The organism is Aliiroseovarius sp. (assembly GCF_965228805.1).
In the GTDB taxonomy this organism is placed as follows: Bacteria; Pseudomonadota; Alphaproteobacteria; order Rhodobacterales; family Rhodobacteraceae; genus JASBTN01.
In genome coordinates, this window is record NZ_CBDDIE010000002.1 from 26,865 (window position 1) to 45,602 (window position 18,738).

At 60.1% G+C, this 18,738-nt stretch carries 13 protein-coding genes and 5 pseudogenes; 8 read left to right on the plus strand and 10 right to left on the minus strand.

The features are described 5' to 3' along the window. Entirely contained in the window at positions 1–1,050 is a 1,050-nt protein-coding gene (locus tag ACO07D_RS00770) for a hypothetical protein (RefSeq protein ID WP_421701024.1), read from the plus strand. After that, on the plus strand, positions 1,037–2,539 hold the full coding sequence (locus tag ACO07D_RS00775) for a lipase family protein (protein ID WP_421701025.1): 1,503 nt from the start codon (positions 1,037–1,039) through the stop codon (positions 2,537–2,539). Before ACO07D_RS00770 ends, ACO07D_RS00775 begins: the two co-directional genes overlap by 14 nt. Before the next feature lie 33 nt (positions 2,540–2,572). Here the strand turns inward: ACO07D_RS00775 and ACO07D_RS00780 are convergent, their stop codons facing one another. Together ACO07D_RS00780 and ACO07D_RS00785 are read right to left on the minus strand one after the other, a co-directional pair. Next, the gene (locus ACO07D_RS00780) at positions 2,573–2,974 is read right to left on the minus strand and encodes a DUF4150 domain-containing protein (RefSeq protein ID WP_421701026.1); all 402 of its coding nucleotides are present in this window, start codon (positions 2,972–2,974) and stop codon (positions 2,573–2,575) included. 3 nt (positions 2,975–2,977) lie between these two features. Beyond that, positions 2,978–4,039, minus strand: a complete 1,062-nt coding sequence (locus ACO07D_RS00785; RefSeq protein WP_421701027.1) for a DUF2169 family type VI secretion system accessory protein — start codon at positions 4,037–4,039, stop codon at positions 2,978–2,980. Positions 4,040–4,235: 196 nt separating this feature from the next. Here ACO07D_RS00785 and ACO07D_RS00790 point away from each other — a divergent pair. Then, positions 4,236–4,946, plus strand: a pseudogene (locus ACO07D_RS00790) (Fic family protein); the annotation flags it as partial. A 56-nt stretch (positions 4,947–5,002) separates the two neighbouring features. After that, positions 5,003–6,129, plus strand: a protein-coding gene (locus tag ACO07D_RS00795) for an IS3 family transposase (RefSeq protein WP_421701028.1) whose coding sequence is annotated in 2 segments (ribosomal slippage) — positions 5,003–5,267 and positions 5,267–6,129 — 1,128 coding nt in all. Because the reading frame shifts where the segments join, the coding sequence is not laid out codon by codon here. 207 nt (positions 6,130–6,336) lie between these two features. Here ACO07D_RS00795 and ACO07D_RS00800 read toward each other — a convergent pair. The 3 genes and pseudogenes from ACO07D_RS00800 to ACO07D_RS00810 all read right to left on the minus strand — a co-directional run. Further along, complete coding sequence (locus tag ACO07D_RS00800; RefSeq protein ID WP_421701029.1) at positions 6,337–6,765, minus strand: recombinase family protein; 429 nt, start codon at positions 6,763–6,765, stop codon at positions 6,337–6,339. 130 nt (positions 6,766–6,895) lie between these two features. After that, entirely contained in the window at positions 6,896–9,778 is a 2,883-nt protein-coding gene (locus tag ACO07D_RS00805; protein ID WP_421701030.1) for a Tn3 family transposase, read from the minus strand. A 111-nt stretch (positions 9,779–9,889) separates the two neighbouring features. Beyond that, a pseudogene (locus tag ACO07D_RS00810) lies at positions 9,890–10,306 on the minus strand (IS30 family transposase); the annotation flags it as partial. A gap of 74 nt (positions 10,307–10,380) precedes the next feature. Here ACO07D_RS00810 and ACO07D_RS00815 point away from each other — a divergent pair. After that, entirely contained in the window at positions 10,381–10,623 is a 243-nt protein-coding gene (locus ACO07D_RS00815; RefSeq protein ID WP_421701031.1) for a DUF6429 family protein, read from the plus strand. Positions 10,624–10,625: 2 nt separating this feature from the next. Here the strand turns inward: ACO07D_RS00815 and ACO07D_RS00820 are convergent. Next, a pseudogene (locus tag ACO07D_RS00820) lies at positions 10,626–11,493 on the minus strand (Tn3 family transposase); the annotation flags it as partial. Between the two features lie 129 nt (positions 11,494–11,622). On the opposite strand from ACO07D_RS00820, the pseudogene ACO07D_RS00825 reads away from it, so the two are divergent. Then, positions 11,623–12,882 (plus strand): annotated as a pseudogene (locus ACO07D_RS00825) (IS3 family transposase). A 33-nt stretch (positions 12,883–12,915) separates the two neighbouring features. Here ACO07D_RS00825 and ACO07D_RS00830 read toward each other — a convergent pair. The 3 genes and pseudogenes from ACO07D_RS00830 to ACO07D_RS00840 all read right to left on the minus strand — a co-directional run. Then, positions 12,916–13,371: pseudogene (locus ACO07D_RS00830) on the minus strand (IS30 family transposase); the annotation flags it as partial. A 97-nt stretch (positions 13,372–13,468) separates the two neighbouring features. Continuing rightward, positions 13,469–14,461, minus strand: coding sequence for an IS30 family transposase (locus ACO07D_RS00835; protein ID WP_421701032.1), 993 nt, complete (start codon positions 14,459–14,461; stop codon positions 13,469–13,471). A 248-nt stretch (positions 14,462–14,709) separates the two neighbouring features. Next, entirely contained in the window at positions 14,710–14,916 is a 207-nt protein-coding gene (locus tag ACO07D_RS00840; protein ID WP_421701033.1) for a hypothetical protein, read from the minus strand. A 116-nt stretch (positions 14,917–15,032) separates the two neighbouring features. Here ACO07D_RS00840 and ACO07D_RS00845 point away from each other — a divergent pair, with 116 nt between their 5' ends. Next, entirely contained in the window at positions 15,033–15,788 is a 756-nt protein-coding gene (locus tag ACO07D_RS00845; protein WP_421701034.1) for a hypothetical protein, read from the plus strand. 38 nt (positions 15,789–15,826) lie between these two features. Further along, positions 15,827–16,285: a hypothetical protein gene (locus tag ACO07D_RS00850; protein WP_421701035.1), complete on the plus strand. Its 459-nt coding sequence runs from the start codon at positions 15,827–15,829 to the stop codon at positions 16,283–16,285. A 9-nt stretch (positions 16,286–16,294) separates the two neighbouring features. On the opposite strand, the gene ACO07D_RS00855 is transcribed toward ACO07D_RS00850, so the two are convergent. Continuing rightward, a complete protein-coding gene (locus ACO07D_RS00855) occupies positions 16,295–18,727 on the minus strand; it encodes a peptidoglycan DD-metalloendopeptidase family protein (RefSeq protein WP_421701036.1) in 2,433 nt (810 codons plus the stop codon). Between the last annotated feature and the right edge of the window lie 11 nt (positions 18,728–18,738).

The following is an 18,738-nucleotide window of genomic DNA, read 5'->3' on the forward strand; positions in this document are numbered from 1 at the left end:
GTGCTGAAACGGATCTTGCAGGTGACCCTGGTGGGTCTGTGCCTTCTGGGCGGTGGCACGTTCGCGTTCATGGCGACGGGACCGGCAACAGGCATGGCCGCAGGGCAGACAGATGAGGATGCGATGACCGAGCAAGTGCAAGCAGGCTTTCCTGACGCACCCGAAGAGGTGCGTGCCGTGGCCGCCGTGATCATTGCGGGCGGGGTGCCCGATATGGCGGCGCTTCAGGCGCTGGGGCCTGAGATGCTGAACCGCAGCTGGTCGGCCACCGGCACACGGGGGCGGCCGATGGATGGGCATGGGCTGCTGCGCCAGGCGGTGCTGTCGCTGAACCCCGCCGCTGCCGAGGCCCTGGTCGCCGCCGGTGCGGATGTGCGGTTCAACGAGGGTGAGATGCCCTATCTGGCGGTCTCGACGGTCAGCGCCGACAAGGATCTGTGGTTCCCGGATTTCTCGGACGGAAACCGCCTGCTGCGCCTGTGGCTGCAGGCGGGCGGCGATCCCAACGCCGCTTGGCCCGGGGACAGTATCGGGCCGGGGCTGCACATGGTGCCGGAACAGAACCTCGAAGCGGTGCTGATCCTGCTGGCGGCCGGGGCCAACCCCTGGTTCGAACCGCCCTTTCCGGGCGCAGACCCGGATGACCCAATTCGGTCGGCCAGCTATTTTGAAAAGCTCGCCAATGCCTCGCCCATCGCCAACGAAATCGCATTTCGCATCGCACGCGAGGGCCATTATCGCGGTGGACCGCGGGATGTCGTCGACAAGGTCATGGACCGATACGAACGCACGGCGGGGCTCTATGTCGGCTCCACCGGGCCTGAAAACCTGCATCTGATCTGGGCGATGCAGAAGGCGCTGGCACTGATCGTCGAACAGACCGACACCCGTCCCGGCCCGCATGTCGCGGCGCTTTTGGACACGCAGGTGCGCGAGGGGATCGGTGGCTTCTTCCTGGCTGCGGGCGAGTTGCATTCGCCGCGCGACGACGACCAGCTTCTGCGCAGCGACAACCAGACCGGCAGCGAGTTGTGGCATGACGACAAGTAGCATCCGGGGCAGCGCGATCAACGATCTGTGTCGGCAATATGCCAGCATGCTGAATTTCGATATCTACGACACCGCCGCCGGTGACGTGCCGTCTGAAATTCACCCCTATCTGCAACTGAACACCGCCCATTGGGACAAGGCCTGGGAAAACGATGACCCGGACGGGTATCGCAGCTGTTTCTACACGCCCAAGAACGCAGGCGATGACCCCACCGGGGTCTGCCCGCCGGTGCTGGTGTTTCGCGGATCGGACACGGCGGCGACCGAAATGGCCGAACTGGCGCTTGGCCTGCGCGTGCAAGGCCGCGTAACAGCGGATTTCCCCAATATCTGGGGCGCGCCGGATGATATCGTGATCCCTTTCGACGTGGATCAGAGCTTTTCCGTCGGGCCCGAGCTGAAGGGCAAGAAAATGGCCGAGCTGGAGGCGATGCCGCTGGACAGCGAGGCCCTGTTTACCAATGAAAGCGGGCGCGAGGAAATCATCCTGGACCTGCCCCTGTGGCTGACCGCCGATGTGGCGCTGGAGTGGACCATCTCGGCCAAGGTGTTCTTTGGCCCGAACGGGGACTGGCCGACCAATTTCGCGCAGGGTTTGGGGCGTACGACTTCGCAATACACCAAGGCGATCCGCGACGGGCGGCGTGCGGCGGCCGAGGCGGCGCAACGCTGGGGCAATCGCATCGTGGTCACCGGCCATTCGCTGGGCGGCGGGCTGGCTTCGGCGGCGTCGCTGGCGATCCGGGCCGATCACCCGGATATGGTCATGAAATGTGACACCTATAATGCCGCCGGGCTGCATGCGAATACCGCGCGTTCGGCGGGCAGCACCCTGTCGCAGGGCGGCGCGGTGCCGGTCCTGGCGCGCCATATCAAGGACGAGATCCTGAACTCGATGCAGGCGACTACGCGGGTGGTGCCCTTCCTGTCGGCCTTGCTGGCCTGGGGCGGCAAGGTCATGCCGCCGGCGATTGCCAATCCGACCTCATTTCGGGGGGTCAGCCCCGGCCCGATGGCGGTGTTTCACCAGAACCTGGCCCCCAAGGGCGACCCCTTGCCGATCCTGTTTCCGGTCGATCATCCCCAGAGCATGGGCAGCTCCATGACCGTGCTCAATCGCATCATCGGTTTTGCCAATGCCGCACCGACGGTGCAGCGGTTCATGGCCGATACGGTGGATTTCATCGAAGGTCAGCTGTCCATGGGCACGCAGATCACCAGTGGTGAGGCACAGGAGCTGCAGGCGGCGTTGGAATCCAACCCTCTGGATTTTGCCGCCATCGGTGCCGAGGTGCTGGCGGCGATCGAGACCGGCGCGCAGGTCACCCCGATCAGCCTTGGCACCTCACGTTACATGAGACAGCGGGTCAATCCGTTCGTCAACGGGATGATCAATGATGCGGTCACGTTGGCGCGGATCATGATCGCCTCGGGCAATTACCACACCTATGTGCCCTGCGCCTTTACCTTCAACCTGCCACGGTCATGAAACCGGGTCAGGGCAGGTTGGGCCTTGGCGGGGTCATTCGTAATAGACCAGCCGCCCGATCGTGTTGCCCGGCCCCTCGGGACCGGCGCAGTTCATGTCATAGAGGTTGTTGTTCTGGATCAGCTCATAGCCGCCGACCTGCACGTTGAAATGTTGCGAGATCGGGCGGCACCAACCTTTGTTCACCCCGGATTTCACCCCGCCCAGCGTGCCGGGCTCGTCGCCGACCACCTTGTCGGTGCGGCTGTTCATGGTGAAGGCCTCCAGCTCGGTCAGCTTGACCGTGGGTTCGGTGCGCACGGCCCAGTCCAGCATCGAGGTGATCATGTAGGGGATCGGCACGACGGCGCTGCCGACCGGGGTCTTGCAGACATCCGGTGCCATGCAGGTGATCATTCCGGCCGGGCCACTCTTGCGGGCTGCGGTCATGGTCATGGGTCAGGCCTCCTGTAAGGGTGGAGTGGTATCGGCGGGGATCTGGGTTGACAGCACTTCGCCCTGCACGAAACGATCCGGCCCGGGCACCTGCACCCGCCACAGCAGGGTGGCGGTATGGGTCAGCGGGTCCGGGTCCGCCAGATCCAGCGTGACCGTGTCCAGCACCATTGGCAGGCTGTCCTGTGCCTCAGGTCCCTGCGCGGCGAGGGTGCAGGCGACGCGCGGCAGCTGCACGCAAACCGGCTCCGGCGCGGTCGAGATGCCGGTCACGCGGACCTCTTCCGCCCCGGAGAGCGGCGGATCCAGCCGCAGCGGCCCCTGGGCCACATTCCAGAAGCGCAGCGAATAATCCTTGGGCATGCGCGGGTGACGCTCGCGTTCCCAGGTCTCGTCAAAGGTGCCCGCGTGGCCCAACCGGGGTTGCCAGGTCTTGGCGATGGGGCCGGTGCCGTGCAGGGTCATCTGGGTGGACGGGTCATCCACCATGAACTCGGCCAGATTGCCGATCTGCGGGATGGGAATATCCTCATGTCGCGCCAGAAGTTCCGGCGTGACGAAACCGATGCCCGCCGGGTTGGCTGCGTGCATCATCACGCTGTCATCGGGGCCGGGCGCCTGCCCGCCATAGGCCAGCGCATAGGTCAGGGGCACTTCGCTGACCAGCTCCGGCTCCTGCCGTTGCCAGCCGGTCAGACGCCGATGGGTCCAGACGGCCGGGCCGCGCACGTGAAATCCGTAATGGAGGCGGTCAGGCACCTCGACCGCCACCGGCCAATCGGTGCGCGCCCGGCCCTCGGGTGCCCGGGCCACGGCGTGGATTACCAGGTCGGTGCCCTCCTTGCCCGGTGCGATCTCCTGCTCCTGGGCGAGCGGGCTCCAGGCCGGGTCGTCGCCCGCGAAACTGTCTTCCAGTACGATGTCGGGCGCGGGCAGGGCGCGAAACGACCCGTCGCGCCGCCGCCGGAACACGGCCTTGGCCAGGGCCACGCCGACCTCGCGGTCGGACAGATCCCAGTGTTTGAAGAACATCAGGCTGACGGGCAGCTGACTGGATAGCTTCATGTCGTCCCCCGGCAGGTGCTAATCGAGGCAATCAATACCCGCCCAGCCTAGACCGGGAATGGCGCTGGGGGAAGGGGGGGATTGGCCAATGAGAGGGCCGTGAGCAAGATCGGCAATGCACATCGGCAGAAAATCAGGTATATCCTGACCATCCCCTTTCTTTCATGGGGAAAACTTATCCGAAGGATCGGCAAAAATGTTGGAAACACCGGGCCGGATCGAACCCTGCTTCTTCGAAGACCGCATTCCCGCGCCGCTTGCGGACCTGTCGGTCGAGATTCAGCGCGCCGCGGATGGGCTGGGCCAGGGGCTGCACCCGGATAGTGCGGCGGAGCTGGCGGACCTGGTGCGCGTGATGAACTGTTACTACTCGAACCTGATCGAAGGGCACAACACCCGCCCGCGCGACATTGAACGCGCGTTGGAAGGGGCCGAGCTGGAAGAGGAAACCCGTCCCCTGGCGCTGGAGGCCCGCGCCCATGTCATCGTTCAGCGCGAAATAGACGCAATGCATCGCGAAGATCGCCTGCCGCCCCCCAGCTCAATTGACTTCCTGACCTGGGTGCACCGCGCCTTTTATGCGGAAATGCCCGAGGAGTTCCGCTTTGTCGAACACCCCGATGGCCGCCGCGAAGAGATCACCCCTGGCGTGATGCGGGCCCCGGGCGATGCCGAGGTTGCAGTGGGCCGTCACCAGCCGCCGTCGTCGGCGCGGGTGCAGGCGTTCATGGAGCATTTCGACAAGCGCTTTCGCATCGCCGCACGGTCGGCCAGCGGGCGCATCCTGGCGATTGCCTCGGCGCATCACCGGCTGAACTACATCCACCCGTTTCCCGATGGCAATGGTCGGGTCAGCCGTTTGATGAGCCACGCGATGGCGTTGCAGGCGGGGATCGGCGGGCAAGGGTGATCCTCCCCCACTGAAGTGGTCCGCCCCTATAGTTAGGAAACGGAGGATCAAAGATGGGAATTAAACGCCACAAACCGGAAGAGATTGTCACGAAGTTGCGGCAGGTTGAGGTGCTATGCGGCCAAGGGATGCCGCGAGTTGATGCGATCCGCCAGGTGCAGATAACCGAGCAGACGTTTTACCGCTGGCGTAAGCAATATGGCGGTATGGGAACCGACCAACTGAAAGAACTCAAACGGCTCCAGAAAGAGAATGATCGCTTGCGCCGGGCCGTGTCCGACCTGACGCTGGACAAGCTGATCCTATCGGAGGCCGCACGGGGAAACTACTGAGCCCTTCGCGTCGCCGCGCCTGCGTTGAGCATGTGCGAAGCCAGTTTCACATCTCAGAGCGTCGCGCTTGTCGTGTCTTGGGACAGCATCGATCCACACAAAGACGGATGCCTGTTGGGCGTGCTGACGAAGATCGCCTGGTGGCCGACATGATCGCGCTGACGCGCCAGTATGGTCGCTATGGTTATCGCCGGATCGCCGCTTTGCTGAGAGATGCAGGCTGGCTGGTGAACGACAAGCGTGTCGAACGTCTGTGGCGACGCGAGGGGCTCAAAGTACCGATGAAGCAACCCAAAAAAGGGCGGCTCTGGCTGAATGACGGTTCTTGCGTCCGGCTGCGACCGAAGTATCGCAATCATGTCTGGAGCTATGACTTCGTTCATCATCGAACGGATGATGGAAAGGTGTTTCGCACCCTCAACATCTTGGATGAATATAGTCGGGAATGTCTGGCGATCCGTGTGCAGCGGAAGTTGAACTCGACCGAGGTCATCGACGCGCTGACGGACCTGTTCATCCTGCGTGGTGTCCCTGCTTTCATTCGCTCCGATAACGGCCCTGAGTTTATCGCACAGTCTGTCCGGGACTGGATTGCAGCCGTCGGAGCCAAGACCGCTTACATTGAACCGGGATCACCATGGGAGAATGGATACTGTGAAAGCTTCAATGCCCGGTTCCGCGACGAGCTGCTCAATGGTGAAGTCTTCTACAGCTTACGGGAGGCGCAAATCCTGATTGAACAATGGAGGAAGCACTACAACACCAAACGGCCACATAGTGCCTTGGGCTACCGCCCACCGGCCCCGGAAACCATCGTCCCGATGGAACCCAGGCCAATCATGCACTAACATTCAGACTGGACCACTTAGGTGGGGCTGATCAGGGTCTGCGAAATGGCAAGATTCCGCACTTTGGGCAGAAGTAATCTCGCGCAGTGCGCGATCCCCATTGGTAGATAGACAGCGCTTCGAGGGGAGTCTTTAACCGCAGGTTTTCGTCGGCAACCCTGAACATCAGTGCGCCTCGCATACTGCATATTGAACAGTCGCACACCCTCACATGGCCCAACCGCCCCGAGCGTGCTCAAATGGGGGTTGTGAGGAACGCAAGGAGAACACATTATGCAGAGGCCGTTCGCTGCGCGTTGTTCGAACTGGTGAGATGCGGACCATGCGGCCCATGTCCCCGGCGGTGGTGACTTCCGGTTCAAGCACCCGCAAAGATGCGCTTTTGGCATCCAGCTCGTGGACCAGGTTCAGTACATCTCGGGTGGAGCGACCGAGACGGTCGAGGCGGTGAACGACCAACTCGTCGCCTTCCCGCAAGAATTCCATCACCGTTGCCAGCTCGGAACGATCATCGCGAGATGCACCGGAAACCGTCTCCGCGCGGATGACCTCACAGCCCGCCACCTTCAGCTTGGCTTTCTGGATATCAAGGTCCTGGCTTGAGGAGCTGACGCGGGCGTATCCGATCTTTGGCATAGCAATCTGTCACATTAGGGTGGTTTGCACTCTGATACTGTAACAATAGACATCTTACCACTCATTTGAGACATTTTACGCTGTCACATCTATATGTCTCCTGTGGGTGCACCCTTTTGTGACGCGCGGATCACGCTGCCATTGTCCCAAAGTCGATCCGCTTTCCCAGATCAACATCAAACCGGCCATAGGGATTGATATGAGCATAGATCAGCGGAGAAAGTCCGTTGTAATCCCGATCCGTCAGCCGGGTGGCCCAAATCGGTTCCGCCAGGACCGATTGCATCATGCGGGTGTTTACATAAACCAGTGAAGCTTGAAGCAGGTGCAATGCATGAGCCGAGATTTCTTGATCAGCAATCCGGTTACTGGAAATCTCACCGCCCTTGCCGAAGAAAACGAACCCATTTGCGCTGTTCCAGTTCTCGACCACATTTAACCCTTCATGAATCTCACGACGGAAGTCTTCGGATCGAAGATAACGACACAGAAAGATGGTCTTGATCGCCCTCCCCAACTCAGCGAGCGCTTTATAAGTCGGGTGCATCACATCGGCCCGTGCAAAACGACGCAGAATGGCTTCCGGATCAGCCGTGCCGTGCTGCATGGCTGAGGCGTATTTGACCATTTCATCGTATTGTCTTTCGATCTCTGCCCAGTCGATGGTACCAGACAGGATGGGCATGAGATTTGGCAGTTGTCCTCGCATGTCGGCGCTTGGCAAGGCCAGCTTCTGCCGCGCAATGGCCTTCAAGCGTGGGGCCAGTTCGAAGCCTAGAAGGTGACAGAAGGCGAAACCAATAGCACTCTGGCCGTGGCTATCAACATACTGGCGCTGGATTTCCATGTCGGTGCAATGGCGCAAAACCCCTTCGATCATGGCTGCCACTTCGGAAGATGAGCAGCGTTTCAGCTGGGAATAGATGCAGGTCGCCTGACGCTCGACATGCCAATAGATCATGACGCCCCGCCCACCATAACGGGCGTGCCATTCCGTCATCAGGTTTCGGTCCCAGGCCCCGAATTTGGTGGAATCTGCCGCGCAGGCTGTTCCTGCATCACCCCATACGGCCGGATTCCGAACCGCTAAAGTGGCATCCGCAACCTTGGCCGCCGCAGCCTGAAGTGAGGCCGGATCGATATACCGGCGGCGAATGTGCAGCAGTTCATCATAGCTGGTCCCGGGCACCCCAGCGGCCACCCGCTTCAAACCGGCATTGGTGCCCAGACCGTAAAGGCACAGAAGCAAGCGCTGGTCTCTGACTTTGCGATCAAGCGCCTCTCGACTCGCTGAGGTTTCAAAAACATCCAGAAACCCAGTATCCAGCGCGGTTTCCTTCAGCGCATCGAGCAGGCCTGTCATCGGCCACCGTCTACCGATTTCTGCCTTCAATGAAAGGAGACCGCGCGGTTCGGGGGCTGGCGCAAAAGGCGTGATGTGAATCCGGTTTTCGCCAGACCATCGAAGCCTGACCAGATCATTGGAAGGCAAAGTCGCATTCAGTTCGCGCAGCTCGTGTTCCAATTGCTCACGAACTGAGCCGGAAAACTCCCGTGCATCCTGGGTGAGCTTCAACCCGGCATAGTAAGCCGCACGCATTTCTGAGAAGTCCTTCGGCAAGTCGTCATCCGGATTGCGATAGCGATCCGCGCCTTCGATCCAGATTTCCTTGGCCCGGATACGATCTCGTAATTGCGTCAGGACACACAGTTCATAGGAAATGACATTCAACCGGCTCCGGTGATCAAAAACAGTGTCCCGCCATTTGCGCGGGATAAACCCGTCGGGAGCCAATGACGCCGGAGCGACGCGTCGCCCTTCCTCGTTCAGGCGAGAGATCAAAGACAAAGCATCGAGGATTGGGCGCCAGATTTCGTTGTTCGAACGGAACTTCAGGACAGATAGCAGCGAAGGCAACATTCGGCGGTAATGGCTGGCCCAGGACCCCCGCATCACCGTCTGAATTCGCGCATCCAGCGTGCCCTTTGCACGATGTTCGTCGATAATCGCTTTCAGTTTCGCAGCGCCCGCAACAGGAAAAATCACATCCGAGACCCTTCCATTCGGGGTCATCATCGCAGCCGTGGCGATATCGACCAGCAATCGCTCCTTGCCGTGTACCTTCTCGATGTCGGCGGCGATTTTACCGATCACCTTGCGCCGGGATTTCGTGCCGATCCGGTGAACCACATCAATCAACAGGCCCACCAGCCCATCAATCAGCTGCGATTTGCGAGACATTATATATAGGGCCAGCAGCCCGATCCGTTTCTCCTCGGCATGACGGCGCATTTCATAGGCCGTTTCGCCTTCGACGCGGCGCGCAAAGTGCCTGAGCCAAGATGGATCGGCGGCATCCGATATACCAAATGGAAGATCAAGGCCCTCTATGAAGGCCAGCCGGTCTGCGGCCTCCAGAACATTATCCAGCGTCGCAGCCCCAACATCATCTTTCAGCCGCAGAAAACCATGCGCTCCTCGTGGTTCGGCAAGGCAGTCTTCCAATGCCACTATCGCTTTCTGCGAAACCTGGCCCGTATACTCTGTCAGAAGATTTTCCTGGAATGCATGCAGCGCAGATCGGGCCGAGCGCTCCATGATTTTCCGCGAGGGTACGAATATCGCTTCCTTCAACGCCCATCGGAAACCTAAATCAATGAGAGGTTCAATGGCTGGGCCTGTTGTGGAACTCGCATGAACAAGGACAGAATGCAGCTTCGCACGATCTCTCTCATTCGCCCGTCGAAACCCCAGATGGCGCAAGATATCATGGCGGTGACGGCGGGCGGCATCAGATTGCAGATCGTATAGATGAACATTACTGCCCAACTGCTCCTCGACAAAATGGATGCAATCGGCGGCAATTTCATCCAAAGACCCCGGGAAATACCCGTGACTGCGAAAGTGAACCAACTGAAGTGCCAACCCCGCGCGCATCGCACGCCGGTACCCCTGAACGAAATCCAACTCGCCAAACGACAGGCTCCACACCTTCAGCTCGTCACTTTCCATCCAAATGCTCCCCTTGACCGACAGGGTGAACCTCCAGAGAAATCAGAAAACCGTCAAGCGCCCTCTTGTTCCACTATTGTTCCTCATAACCCCCATCTGTGCACGTTCGGGGCGGTTGGGCCTATTGTTGGTATTTTCGACGGTGCCTTTCTGCCAAGGCGCTTGGGGGTCGCAAAACCAACTATCCGCGCCAATCCCATCCTTGAGGCGTCGCCAGGCCGAGAACTCGGTGCCCCGGTCGAAGGTGATGGACTGTCGGGCATCCGCGGGCAGGGGAGCCAGGCCGTTGATCAGCGCTTCCATGATTGGCTTTGATTGGCGATCCTCATTGCGTATCACGACAGCATAGCGGCTCACGCGCTCGACCAGAGATGTCACGTTCACCTTTCCATGCTCCTTGCGGAACAGCATTAGATCGCACTCCCAGTGGCCGAACTCGGTGCGTTCAGCAACGCTCTCTGGCCGGTGTGACAGGCTTTGGACATCAAAGATGCGGGTTCGGTTATGCCGGGGTCTGATGCCGGAGGGGGCAGAATCCTACGCTAAGCCCGGTTTTGGGTGTTTCGCCGCGCTTAGCTGGGTTTTCTGCTATGATTGTGCACATGGGGATCGACACAGATGGTATTGACGAGGCCGTGCTGGGGCTATTGTGGCTGACGCTGCATGATGAACGTCGAGCCTGGAAAGGTCATGACTGGGATGTGCTGAACCGATTGTATAAGCAAGGCATGATCTACGATCCTGTCAACAAGGCCAAATCAGTTGTCTTGACGGATGAGGGTCTGGCGCGGGCGGAAGGGCTGTTTCGCACCTTGTTCAGCAAACCGAACCAGGATGCGGGTTGACGTTATGCGATCCGGACCCGTTGTTTTCGCCATCTGTATTCACCGGTGAGCAGGATATGGGCCCAACCGAGTGGTGAGATATGCGTGAGAAGATCCGGTGAGCAATCCAATCCGGCCCTTTGCCGCTGTGTGACAGCATGGCCGAGATGTTTGGTATTCCAGTAGATGATGATGGCTGCCAGCAGGTTCAGCCCGGCCATACGGTATTGCTGGGCCTCGGCGGTACGATCTCGGATTTCACCCTGGCGGCCGATCCGCAACGCATTTTTCAATGCGTTGCGGATCGCCTTTGTTCAGGCCGATCTGGGCACGGCGCTGCATATCTGCATCAAGCAGCCATTCGATGATGAACAGTGTCCGTTCGATCCGGCCAATCTCTCGCAGGGCTTGGGCAAGTTCATGTTGTCGGGGGTACGAGGCGAACTTCTTCAGCAACTGGCTGGGCGGCATGATACCAGCCGCCATGGTGGCCACGGCGCGTAGAATATCCGGCCAGTTTTCGGTGATCAAACGTTCCTTGATCTTGCCTCCGACCATCCCCCGCAATTCTTTCGGGGTGCTTGCCGGATCAAATGCATAGAGCCTTTTCGAAGGCAGGTCCCGGATGCGCGGAATAAATCGGTAGGCCAGAAGTGCCGTGACCGCGAAGACAAGATCGGTGAATCCACCCATGTCGGCATATTGCTCTTTGATTTTCTTTCCGGCCTTGTTCATCAGCAGGCCGTCCAGAATATATGGCGCTTCGCTCACGGTCGCCGGGATGTTCTGGGTCGCGAATGGCCCGAACTGATCTGACACATGGGTGTAAGCCTTTAGCCCCGGCTCAGACCCGTACTTGGCATTGATCAGATTTATTGCTTCGCCTGCGGTGTTGGTGTCGAGGAAGTAGATCAACGCGCCACTGTTATCCAGGCCGGTCGCACTGAACCCCGGCAACGACCCGTGAGCCTCCCCAACTGAACTGGTCCACCGCTATGTTTAGGAAACGGAGGACCAAGAATGGCAAACAAGCGACCGAAGCCCGAAGAGATTGTCTCGAAGTTACGGCAGGTTGAGGTGCTGATGGGGCAAGGCATGCCCCGTCTGGATGCAATCAGACAGATCGGTGTTGTTGAACAGACCTATTACCGGTGGCGCAAGCAATACGGCGGAATGCGTTGCCGGCAGGTGATTGCGGAGCAATCTGCCGAGAGGGGCGTGGATCAATTGAAGGAACTGAAGCGGCTTCAGAAGGAGAATGATCGACTGAGGCGGGCTGTGTCGGATCTGACCTTGGACAAGCTGATCCTGAAGGAAGCTGCGAAGGGAGTGAGGGGCGTCCCGGAAACGGTCATCAGACCGTTTCAGCCCTGAACGGGCGGAGCCCCTAAGCCCCGCTCGTCGTCGCGCTTGTATCAATCATGTATGCGGCCAGTTCAAAGTGTCTGAACGCCGAGCTTGCCGGGTACTGGGGCAACATCGTTCGACGCAGAGGCATGCCCCGAGAGGCCGAGCCGATGAGGATCGGTTGGTGGCCGACATGATTGAGTTGGCCAGGCAGTATGGTCGATACGGCTATCGTCGGGTCGCGGCCTTGCTCAGAGAGGCAGGCTGGCCCCCTCTCGGCAGCATGCTGCGCATGCGCCTGCCGGGCAATGGGTTAGTGATGGTCGTGTCGAACGGCTATGGCGGCGAGAGGGGCTGAAGGTTCCACTAAAACAACCAAAGAAAGGGCGGCTCTGGCTGAATGACGGATCATGCATCCGGCTCCGGCCGGAGCACCGCAACCACGTCTGGTCCTATGATTTCGTTCACTGCCGGACAGATGACGGCAAGGTCTTCCGGACGCTGAACATCATTGATGAGCACAGCCGCGAATGTCTGGCGATTAAGGTGGAGCGCAAACTGAACTCGACAGATGTGATTGACGCTTTGACCGACCTGTTCATCCTACGTGGCCCTCCAGCCTTCATACGTTCCGACAATGGCCCCGAGTTTGTTGCACAAGCGGTTCGGGATTGGATCGCAGCCGTCGGCTCTCAAACTGCCTACATCGAACCGGGAAGCCCATGGGAGAACGGATATTGTGAAAGCTTCAATGGCCGGTTCCGGGACGAACTGCTCAACGGGGAGATCTTCTATACCCTGCATGAAGCCCAGATCCTGATCGAAGAATGGAGGAAACACTACAACACAAAACGACCTCACAGTGCATTGGGCTATCGCCCACCGGCACCCGAAACCATCATCCCGATGGAACACAGGCCGATCATGCACTAACTATCAACCTGGACCAGTCAGATGGGGCGGCTCACGCCGGTGCCTGCGCGGTCTGCGACGTCTGCGATGCTCGGGTAGGTGGCGATAGAACTGTTCGTGGCGGCCGTCTTTCGAGTAAGCGAACCGATAGATTGTCTCATGGCTCACGCGGATCGGATGATGTTCAAGCCGCATGCGACCAGCAATTTGCTCGGGCGACCAACCTGCCTTCAGACGGTCTTCGATGGCGGCCTTCAATTCTGGGTGTACGATCATCTTGCGATGAATGGCGCGGCGGCGCTCATACATGTCTTGCGCGGCTACGGCGTGGTAACCATCCAGTTCGGGAAGTTCAGAATCTGTGTGCCGGTTCCGTTTAATGTCTCGGTAGATTGTCGAAGCATCACGGCACAAACGATCCGCAACCTCTGCAATCGGCATTTTGGCTTCAAGCCAATTGGCAATCCTCCGGCGTTCATCCAGACTCAGGTGAGAGTAGTGGCGTCCCATTCAACATCCTCCATGCAAGCTTCTGTATTCGTACAGAATTTGCACTTCGTTTGTGAATCCACCCGTGTGAACTCAAGTTAGGTTGCGACATTTCTTGTTATCCAAGTTTTCTCAGTTCTTCGGTGAATGCTTCTGTTGGCGTTCGCCACCCAAGACATTTCCTTGGTGTTCCGTTCAGGCGGTCACAAATCGCCTTCATGTCGCGATTTGAGAGCGCCGCGATCGGGGTATCGCGCGGCAAATACCTTCGAGCCCGTTTGTTCAGGTTCTCAACCGAGCCTTTTTGCCATGGGGCCTGCGGATCACAGAACCAGGCGCTCGTTCCAATTCCTGATTCCAGCTTTCGCCATCCCGAGAACTCAATTCCGCGATCAAAAGTAATAGACTGGCGCGCGATCTGGGGCAGGGGTTCCATTACGTTCATGAGTTTCGCCATGAAGTGTTTCGAACTGCGATCATTGTTGCGGAACAAGACTGCAAAGCGGGTCTTCCGTTCGACCAACGATGCGACGTTTGCTTTCCCGTGCTCTTGCCGGAAAATCATAAGATCACCTTCCCATTCCCCAAAAGTTGAACGTTCTTTTATGTACTCAGGCCTGTTGTGGATCGATCTTTCAAGCGGGAACATCATGCCGCGAGGTGTGCGAGAATAGCGCGGTTTTCGCTTCTTCCGCCGTTCTGGAAGGTAACGTGCCAACGCCTGTGATTGACCGTCTGGGCTGTAGACATAGGCGTAAATCGTCTCATGACTGACGGTCGTTGCATGACCTTCAAGCTTTAGACGACCTGCAATCTGTTCCGGTGACCAACCTTCTTGGAGCCGTCCTATCACAGCTTCCCGGAGTTCAGGAATACGCACCAGTTTGCGACGTCTTGCACGGCGATCAGCCGCCGATTTCTGGGCAAGCATCCCGTAGTAGCCATTGAGCTGAGGCAACTCTTCATCCTTGAAGAAATTGCGTTTGATCTCACGATAGACAGTCGCACGGTGGCGATTGATCTGGCGCGCAATCTCGGCGACTTTTACCTTCCTATGCAAAAGGTCCTCGATTTTGCGCCGTTCGGCTAGATTTAGCTCGGTTCGTTTCATAAACTGTTCTCCTGACTTTCCAGTAGGATAGAGGAAAAGTCGCTTCCCAGTTTAGAATGTGCCCCGTCGCAAATTGGAACCCTGATAATTGGTGTTATGTTTATTTATTTGCCAGGCATGTGCACGACACCTGTGCCTTTGGTGGTATCGTCTGCGAGGCATGACGGCGGTGACGGGGATACACTGCATTGGCCGTTTTTCTTGTCGTATCAGGGGATTCCAACGAGTGATGTGGATCGCTGCACGGGTCACTCCGCCAATGGGGTGAAGGGGCCGTTCTTCTCAAGTGCCTGTTGGGATGCCGGGCGGTTGCGCTGCGGGCTACCGGGTTCGGGCTGCAGCGAGGCGAAAGGGTGCCGATCAAGAATGTAGTCGATGATTGCGCCGGTTTCGGGCAACACCAGGTCGCCGTCCGAAATGGTCGGCGAGGTGCCGATCACGCGCAGCTTCTTCAACGCATACGGCGCCAGGGTCAGGCGGTTGGATTTCGCGAATAATTCTGGACGGCGGCCGGGGAATCCCGTTATCTGAGAGCAGTTTTCTATGAGTGATACAGGGTCGGTGAGTTCACATGTCTGACATTATCCTGGGCGTCGACGGCACGGGGCCGGAAGACAACACGGAATACAAATCCGCCTTCGCCAACAGCTTCGTACGCAGCTACTGCAACGACCAGGCGGGCTTTGCTTTCAGAAACTACTGGCGCGGGCCCGCCTTGATGGGGTCCGAGACCGGGATGCTGGCGGATTACACCGCCAGATTGGCGCGCGCGGTCTATCAGCTGCTGCAGGACCGAACCCCCGCCCCGCGCATCTTCCTGACCGGGTTCAGCCGCGGCGGGGCGGCGGTGATTGATGCGGCACACCGTCTGGCGGGCCATGACATCCCGGTGCATTGCCTGTTGCTGTTCGATGCGGTGGACCGGTCGACGAAGGTGGGGGATCGGGTCGATACGATTCCCAGCAATGTCGTGACCTGTTATCACGCGCTGCGCCACCCGGATGCTGATTCACGTTTCTATTTCGGCAACTGTGGAACCCAGTGGAAGGCGCCGACGCGTTATGTCTCGGAGCGGTTCCACTGCACCCATGGCGCGATGGGCGGCACGCCGAACACGCAGTTTTCCGATGATGGCTATGCGCAAGAGGATCTGGGCGGGTCCGGTGGCAAGGTTCCGGCATTCGCGGCAGGCGGCTTGCTGGGTTTGCATGCCCATAACGAGGCCGCAAAGACGAACGTAAAACAACATCAGGAAAAGAGCGAAGGCGCGCGGGTGCGCAAATGGATGGATGCCAACCTGACACTGGCCAAGAGCCACGTGGGCTGACGGCGGGCGATACATTGGATTGTAGAAAGGAATAGGACATGTCGATGGATTGGGTACTGATCAAGAAATGGTCCGACACGCCGATTGGGGCGGTTGGGTTTCTGAACAATGAAGCGGTCGCGGTGATCGCCTTCTTTGACGACAAGGATGGCAACAAGGACGGCAAGGTCAGCTTTGGCGAAAAGGTGGCCGCCTTCCTGTCGCCGATCAAGTTGGACGGGTCTGCCGTGACCGAGGTGGCCATGCAGGCGCGGGTTGAGATGGACGTGATCATGCGCGACCCGGGCTTCAACCAGATGGCCATGAACCTCTTCATGAACTTCGCACGCGGGATCATTCTGGACGGGATCTATGCCGTCTACTTCTCGCGCGGGGTGTCCATGGCAGGTGGTGGGATCGCCAAGCAGGTGACCTCGGGCATGGTCAAGGAGTTCGTGGTCAAGAAAGGGTTCGAAACCGCGGTGAAGGAAGCTTTCAAGGCTGCCGTTGACCGCTGATACCGGGGATCAGGTCTCTTCCGACAGGATCGGCTTTAGCAGGTCGATGAAGGCGCGCACTTCGGCAGGCACCGCGCGTGTGCGAGCGACCGGTGCGCTGCCGCGCTGGCCCATCTTGCGGTCGGCCCAGGCCCAGAGATCGCCGATGGTCTTGTCACGCAGAAAGCCGTTGGCATTGACCACGGTCGCGCCCATGACCTCTTCGACCGACAGGGACGGATCGGCGTTCAACGCCGTGTCCGCCCCGCCCGCGCCCAGGAAATGCGCCAGGTAGAGGCGGCCCGGCGTGATCTCGTGACCCCGCGCGCGCAGATAGGCCTCGCCCTCGCGCGCCAGGTTGCGCACCATTTCGCGTGACAGGTCCGGGTTGGTGCGCAGCGCCAGCAGGTCTGGCTCGCTCATCGTGGCGACCAGATCGGGGCGATAGGTGTTCATCATGCGCAGCCAGGTGCCCTTGATGAATTGCCCCAGCCCCACGGCGGTGGAGTTCGGATTGGCCGCGTCGGCCCGCCCGCCACTTTCGACCCGGATGATCTGATCGACCAGTGCCTCGACCGCATCGCTGGCCCCTCCGGCCATGATTGCGCCGCTGCCGCCGTCGCCCGGGGTCGGGCCGGTATGGGTCAGCGGGTCCACCGGCGTGCCGTTCACATGCAGTTCGAAATGCAGGTGCGGACCGGTCGAACGCCCGGTGGTGCCGACATACCCAATTAGCTCGCCCGCCTGCACATCGACCCCGGCGCTGATCCCGTCGGCAAAGGCGTTCAGGTGGGCATAGCGTGTCTGCAACCCGCCCGCATGGTCGATATAGACCACATTGCCATAGCCACCGCCCTGTCCGGCCACGGCGATCTTGCCCGCCGCGGCGGCTACCACCGGCGTGCCGGTTGGCGCGGCCCAGTCCACCCCGTTGTGATTGCGCAGCTGGCGCAGGATCGGGTGCATGCGTGGCCCGAAGTCCGAGGTCTTGGTCCCTGCCACCGGCACCACCAGACCGCCGCCCAATCTGCCGCCGCCCCCGCCGCCACTGCCGCGGTTGCGGAAACAGCCGAACTCCGAGTCTCCGTTTTGTGCGACCACGTAACAGTCCAGCGTTCCCGATGGCCCCTTGATGCCGGCAAACAGGATGCGCCCGTTGCCCTGGCCGCGCGGCCCAGGGGTGGCGGCCATCAGCAGGGTCAGTCGGTCGCCCACGGCGGCAAAGCGGTCCAGGTCATGGGCCTGCGACATCATTACGATCAGCTCACCAACCTGGCTTGTGGACAGCCCATTGCGGATCGCGGCGGAATAGACCGCATCCAGAAGGCGCACCTCCTGCCCGGTGTTGGCTGGACGTGCCGCCTGTCCACGCGCCATCAGATCGGTCCCGATCCAGGGATCGGCGCCAGTATCGTACCGCCCCGCGCCTACCCGGGCGAGCGTGCCCAGATAGGTGTCATCGCGATAGAGCGAAATCTGTTGCAGCACCGGCCCGGTCAGGCCCGGGCTGGTGCGGATCGCCACCACATGTCCAGCGTTAAGCTCCGGCCCGACCGACAGGCGTCGTTCGGCATTGGCGACGACCTGAGCCGCCTCGGCCGGGTCCAGCGCCAATTCGTCCAGGATGTCCGACAGGCTACGGTCGGTGCGCAGAACGGTGATCTTGTCCTCATAGAGCGGTCGCCGGTCCGCCTCGCGCAGCATGAAGGCCACCGAGGTGGTGTTGCGGATCTGGGTTTCGACGAAGGTGGCGCGGTCCTCGGCCACGCCTTCGGCCCCGGCGATCAATTCCCCCCAGCTGCCGTCGCTGCCATCGACCGAGATCAGCTCGCCCTGTTCCGCCTCGACCTGCGGTGCGGTGCTGGTTGGGGGGGGCTCGCCGCCCGCCATGGCGGTGATGCCCTGACTGCGGCTGGCCTGGAAGAAGGCAAGATCGGCACGGCTTGACGGAATGCGTGTCACGATCTGTGTCTCGCGCAGCACCAGGTCGTCGCGGATCAGCACCAGCCGTTCCGGCGACAGCGTGCCGACCCGTTCAGCGGGCAGCTCCGGCGGTCCTGCCAGGGATTTGCGCGTCTCGCGCCCGGTGCTTTCGAAATGCAGGATCATCGGATCCTTGGCAATGTCGATGAAAGGGGCGCGCGCCGCGACCAGGTCGGCCTCGGCGCTGGCGGCGACCTGGACCATGGTGAAACTGTCGTCCGAGGCCGAACCCACCGGATCCTCGCCGCCGGGCGCGGGTTGCCGTGTGTCCTGTCCCTGCGGATCGGTCTGCGCCAGATCGTGGGGGGCCTCGCCCCCGTCCAGCAACTGGCTGCCAACCCACCAGATCCCGGCAATCAGCGCCACACCGGCCAGCCCGCCGCCAGCAAGCAAACCGATCCGAAGCTTCTGGCGTTTGGCCCGGCGTTTCTGGGCCGCTTCGGAGCCTTTCTTGAATCTCGGGTCGACTTCGAAACTCACGGATCGGCGCC

What these genes read in the sequence shown, in the direction of transcription:
- ACO07D_RS00775 (WP_421701025.1), top strand. Translation starts at nt 1,037, where the DNA reads ATGACGACAAGTAGCATCCGGGGCAGCGCGATCAACGATCTGTGTCGG.
- ACO07D_RS00780 (WP_421701026.1), bottom strand. Translation starts at nt 2,974, where the DNA reads ATGACCATGACCGCAGCCCGCAAGAGTGGCCCGGCCGGAATGATCACC.
- ACO07D_RS00785 (WP_421701027.1), bottom strand. Translation starts at nt 4,039, where the DNA reads ATGAAGCTATCCAGTCAGCTGCCCGTCAGCCTGATGTTCTTCAAACAC.
- ACO07D_RS00800 (WP_421701029.1), bottom strand. Translation starts at nt 6,765, where the DNA reads ATGCCAAAGATCGGATACGCCCGCGTCAGCTCCTCAAGCCAGGACCTT.
- ACO07D_RS00805 (WP_421701030.1), bottom strand. Translation starts at nt 9,778, where the DNA reads ATGGAAAGTGACGAGCTGAAGGTGTGGAGCCTGTCGTTTGGCGAGTTG.
- ACO07D_RS00815 (WP_421701031.1), top strand. Translation starts at nt 10,381, where the DNA reads ATGGGGATCGACACAGATGGTATTGACGAGGCCGTGCTGGGGCTATTG.
- ACO07D_RS00835 (WP_421701032.1), bottom strand. Translation starts at nt 14,461, where the DNA reads ATGAAACGAACCGAGCTAAATCTAGCCGAACGGCGCAAAATCGAGGAC.
- ACO07D_RS00845 (WP_421701034.1), top strand. Translation starts at nt 15,033, where the DNA reads ATGTCTGACATTATCCTGGGCGTCGACGGCACGGGGCCGGAAGACAAC.
- ACO07D_RS00850 (WP_421701035.1), top strand. Translation starts at nt 15,827, where the DNA reads ATGTCGATGGATTGGGTACTGATCAAGAAATGGTCCGACACGCCGATT.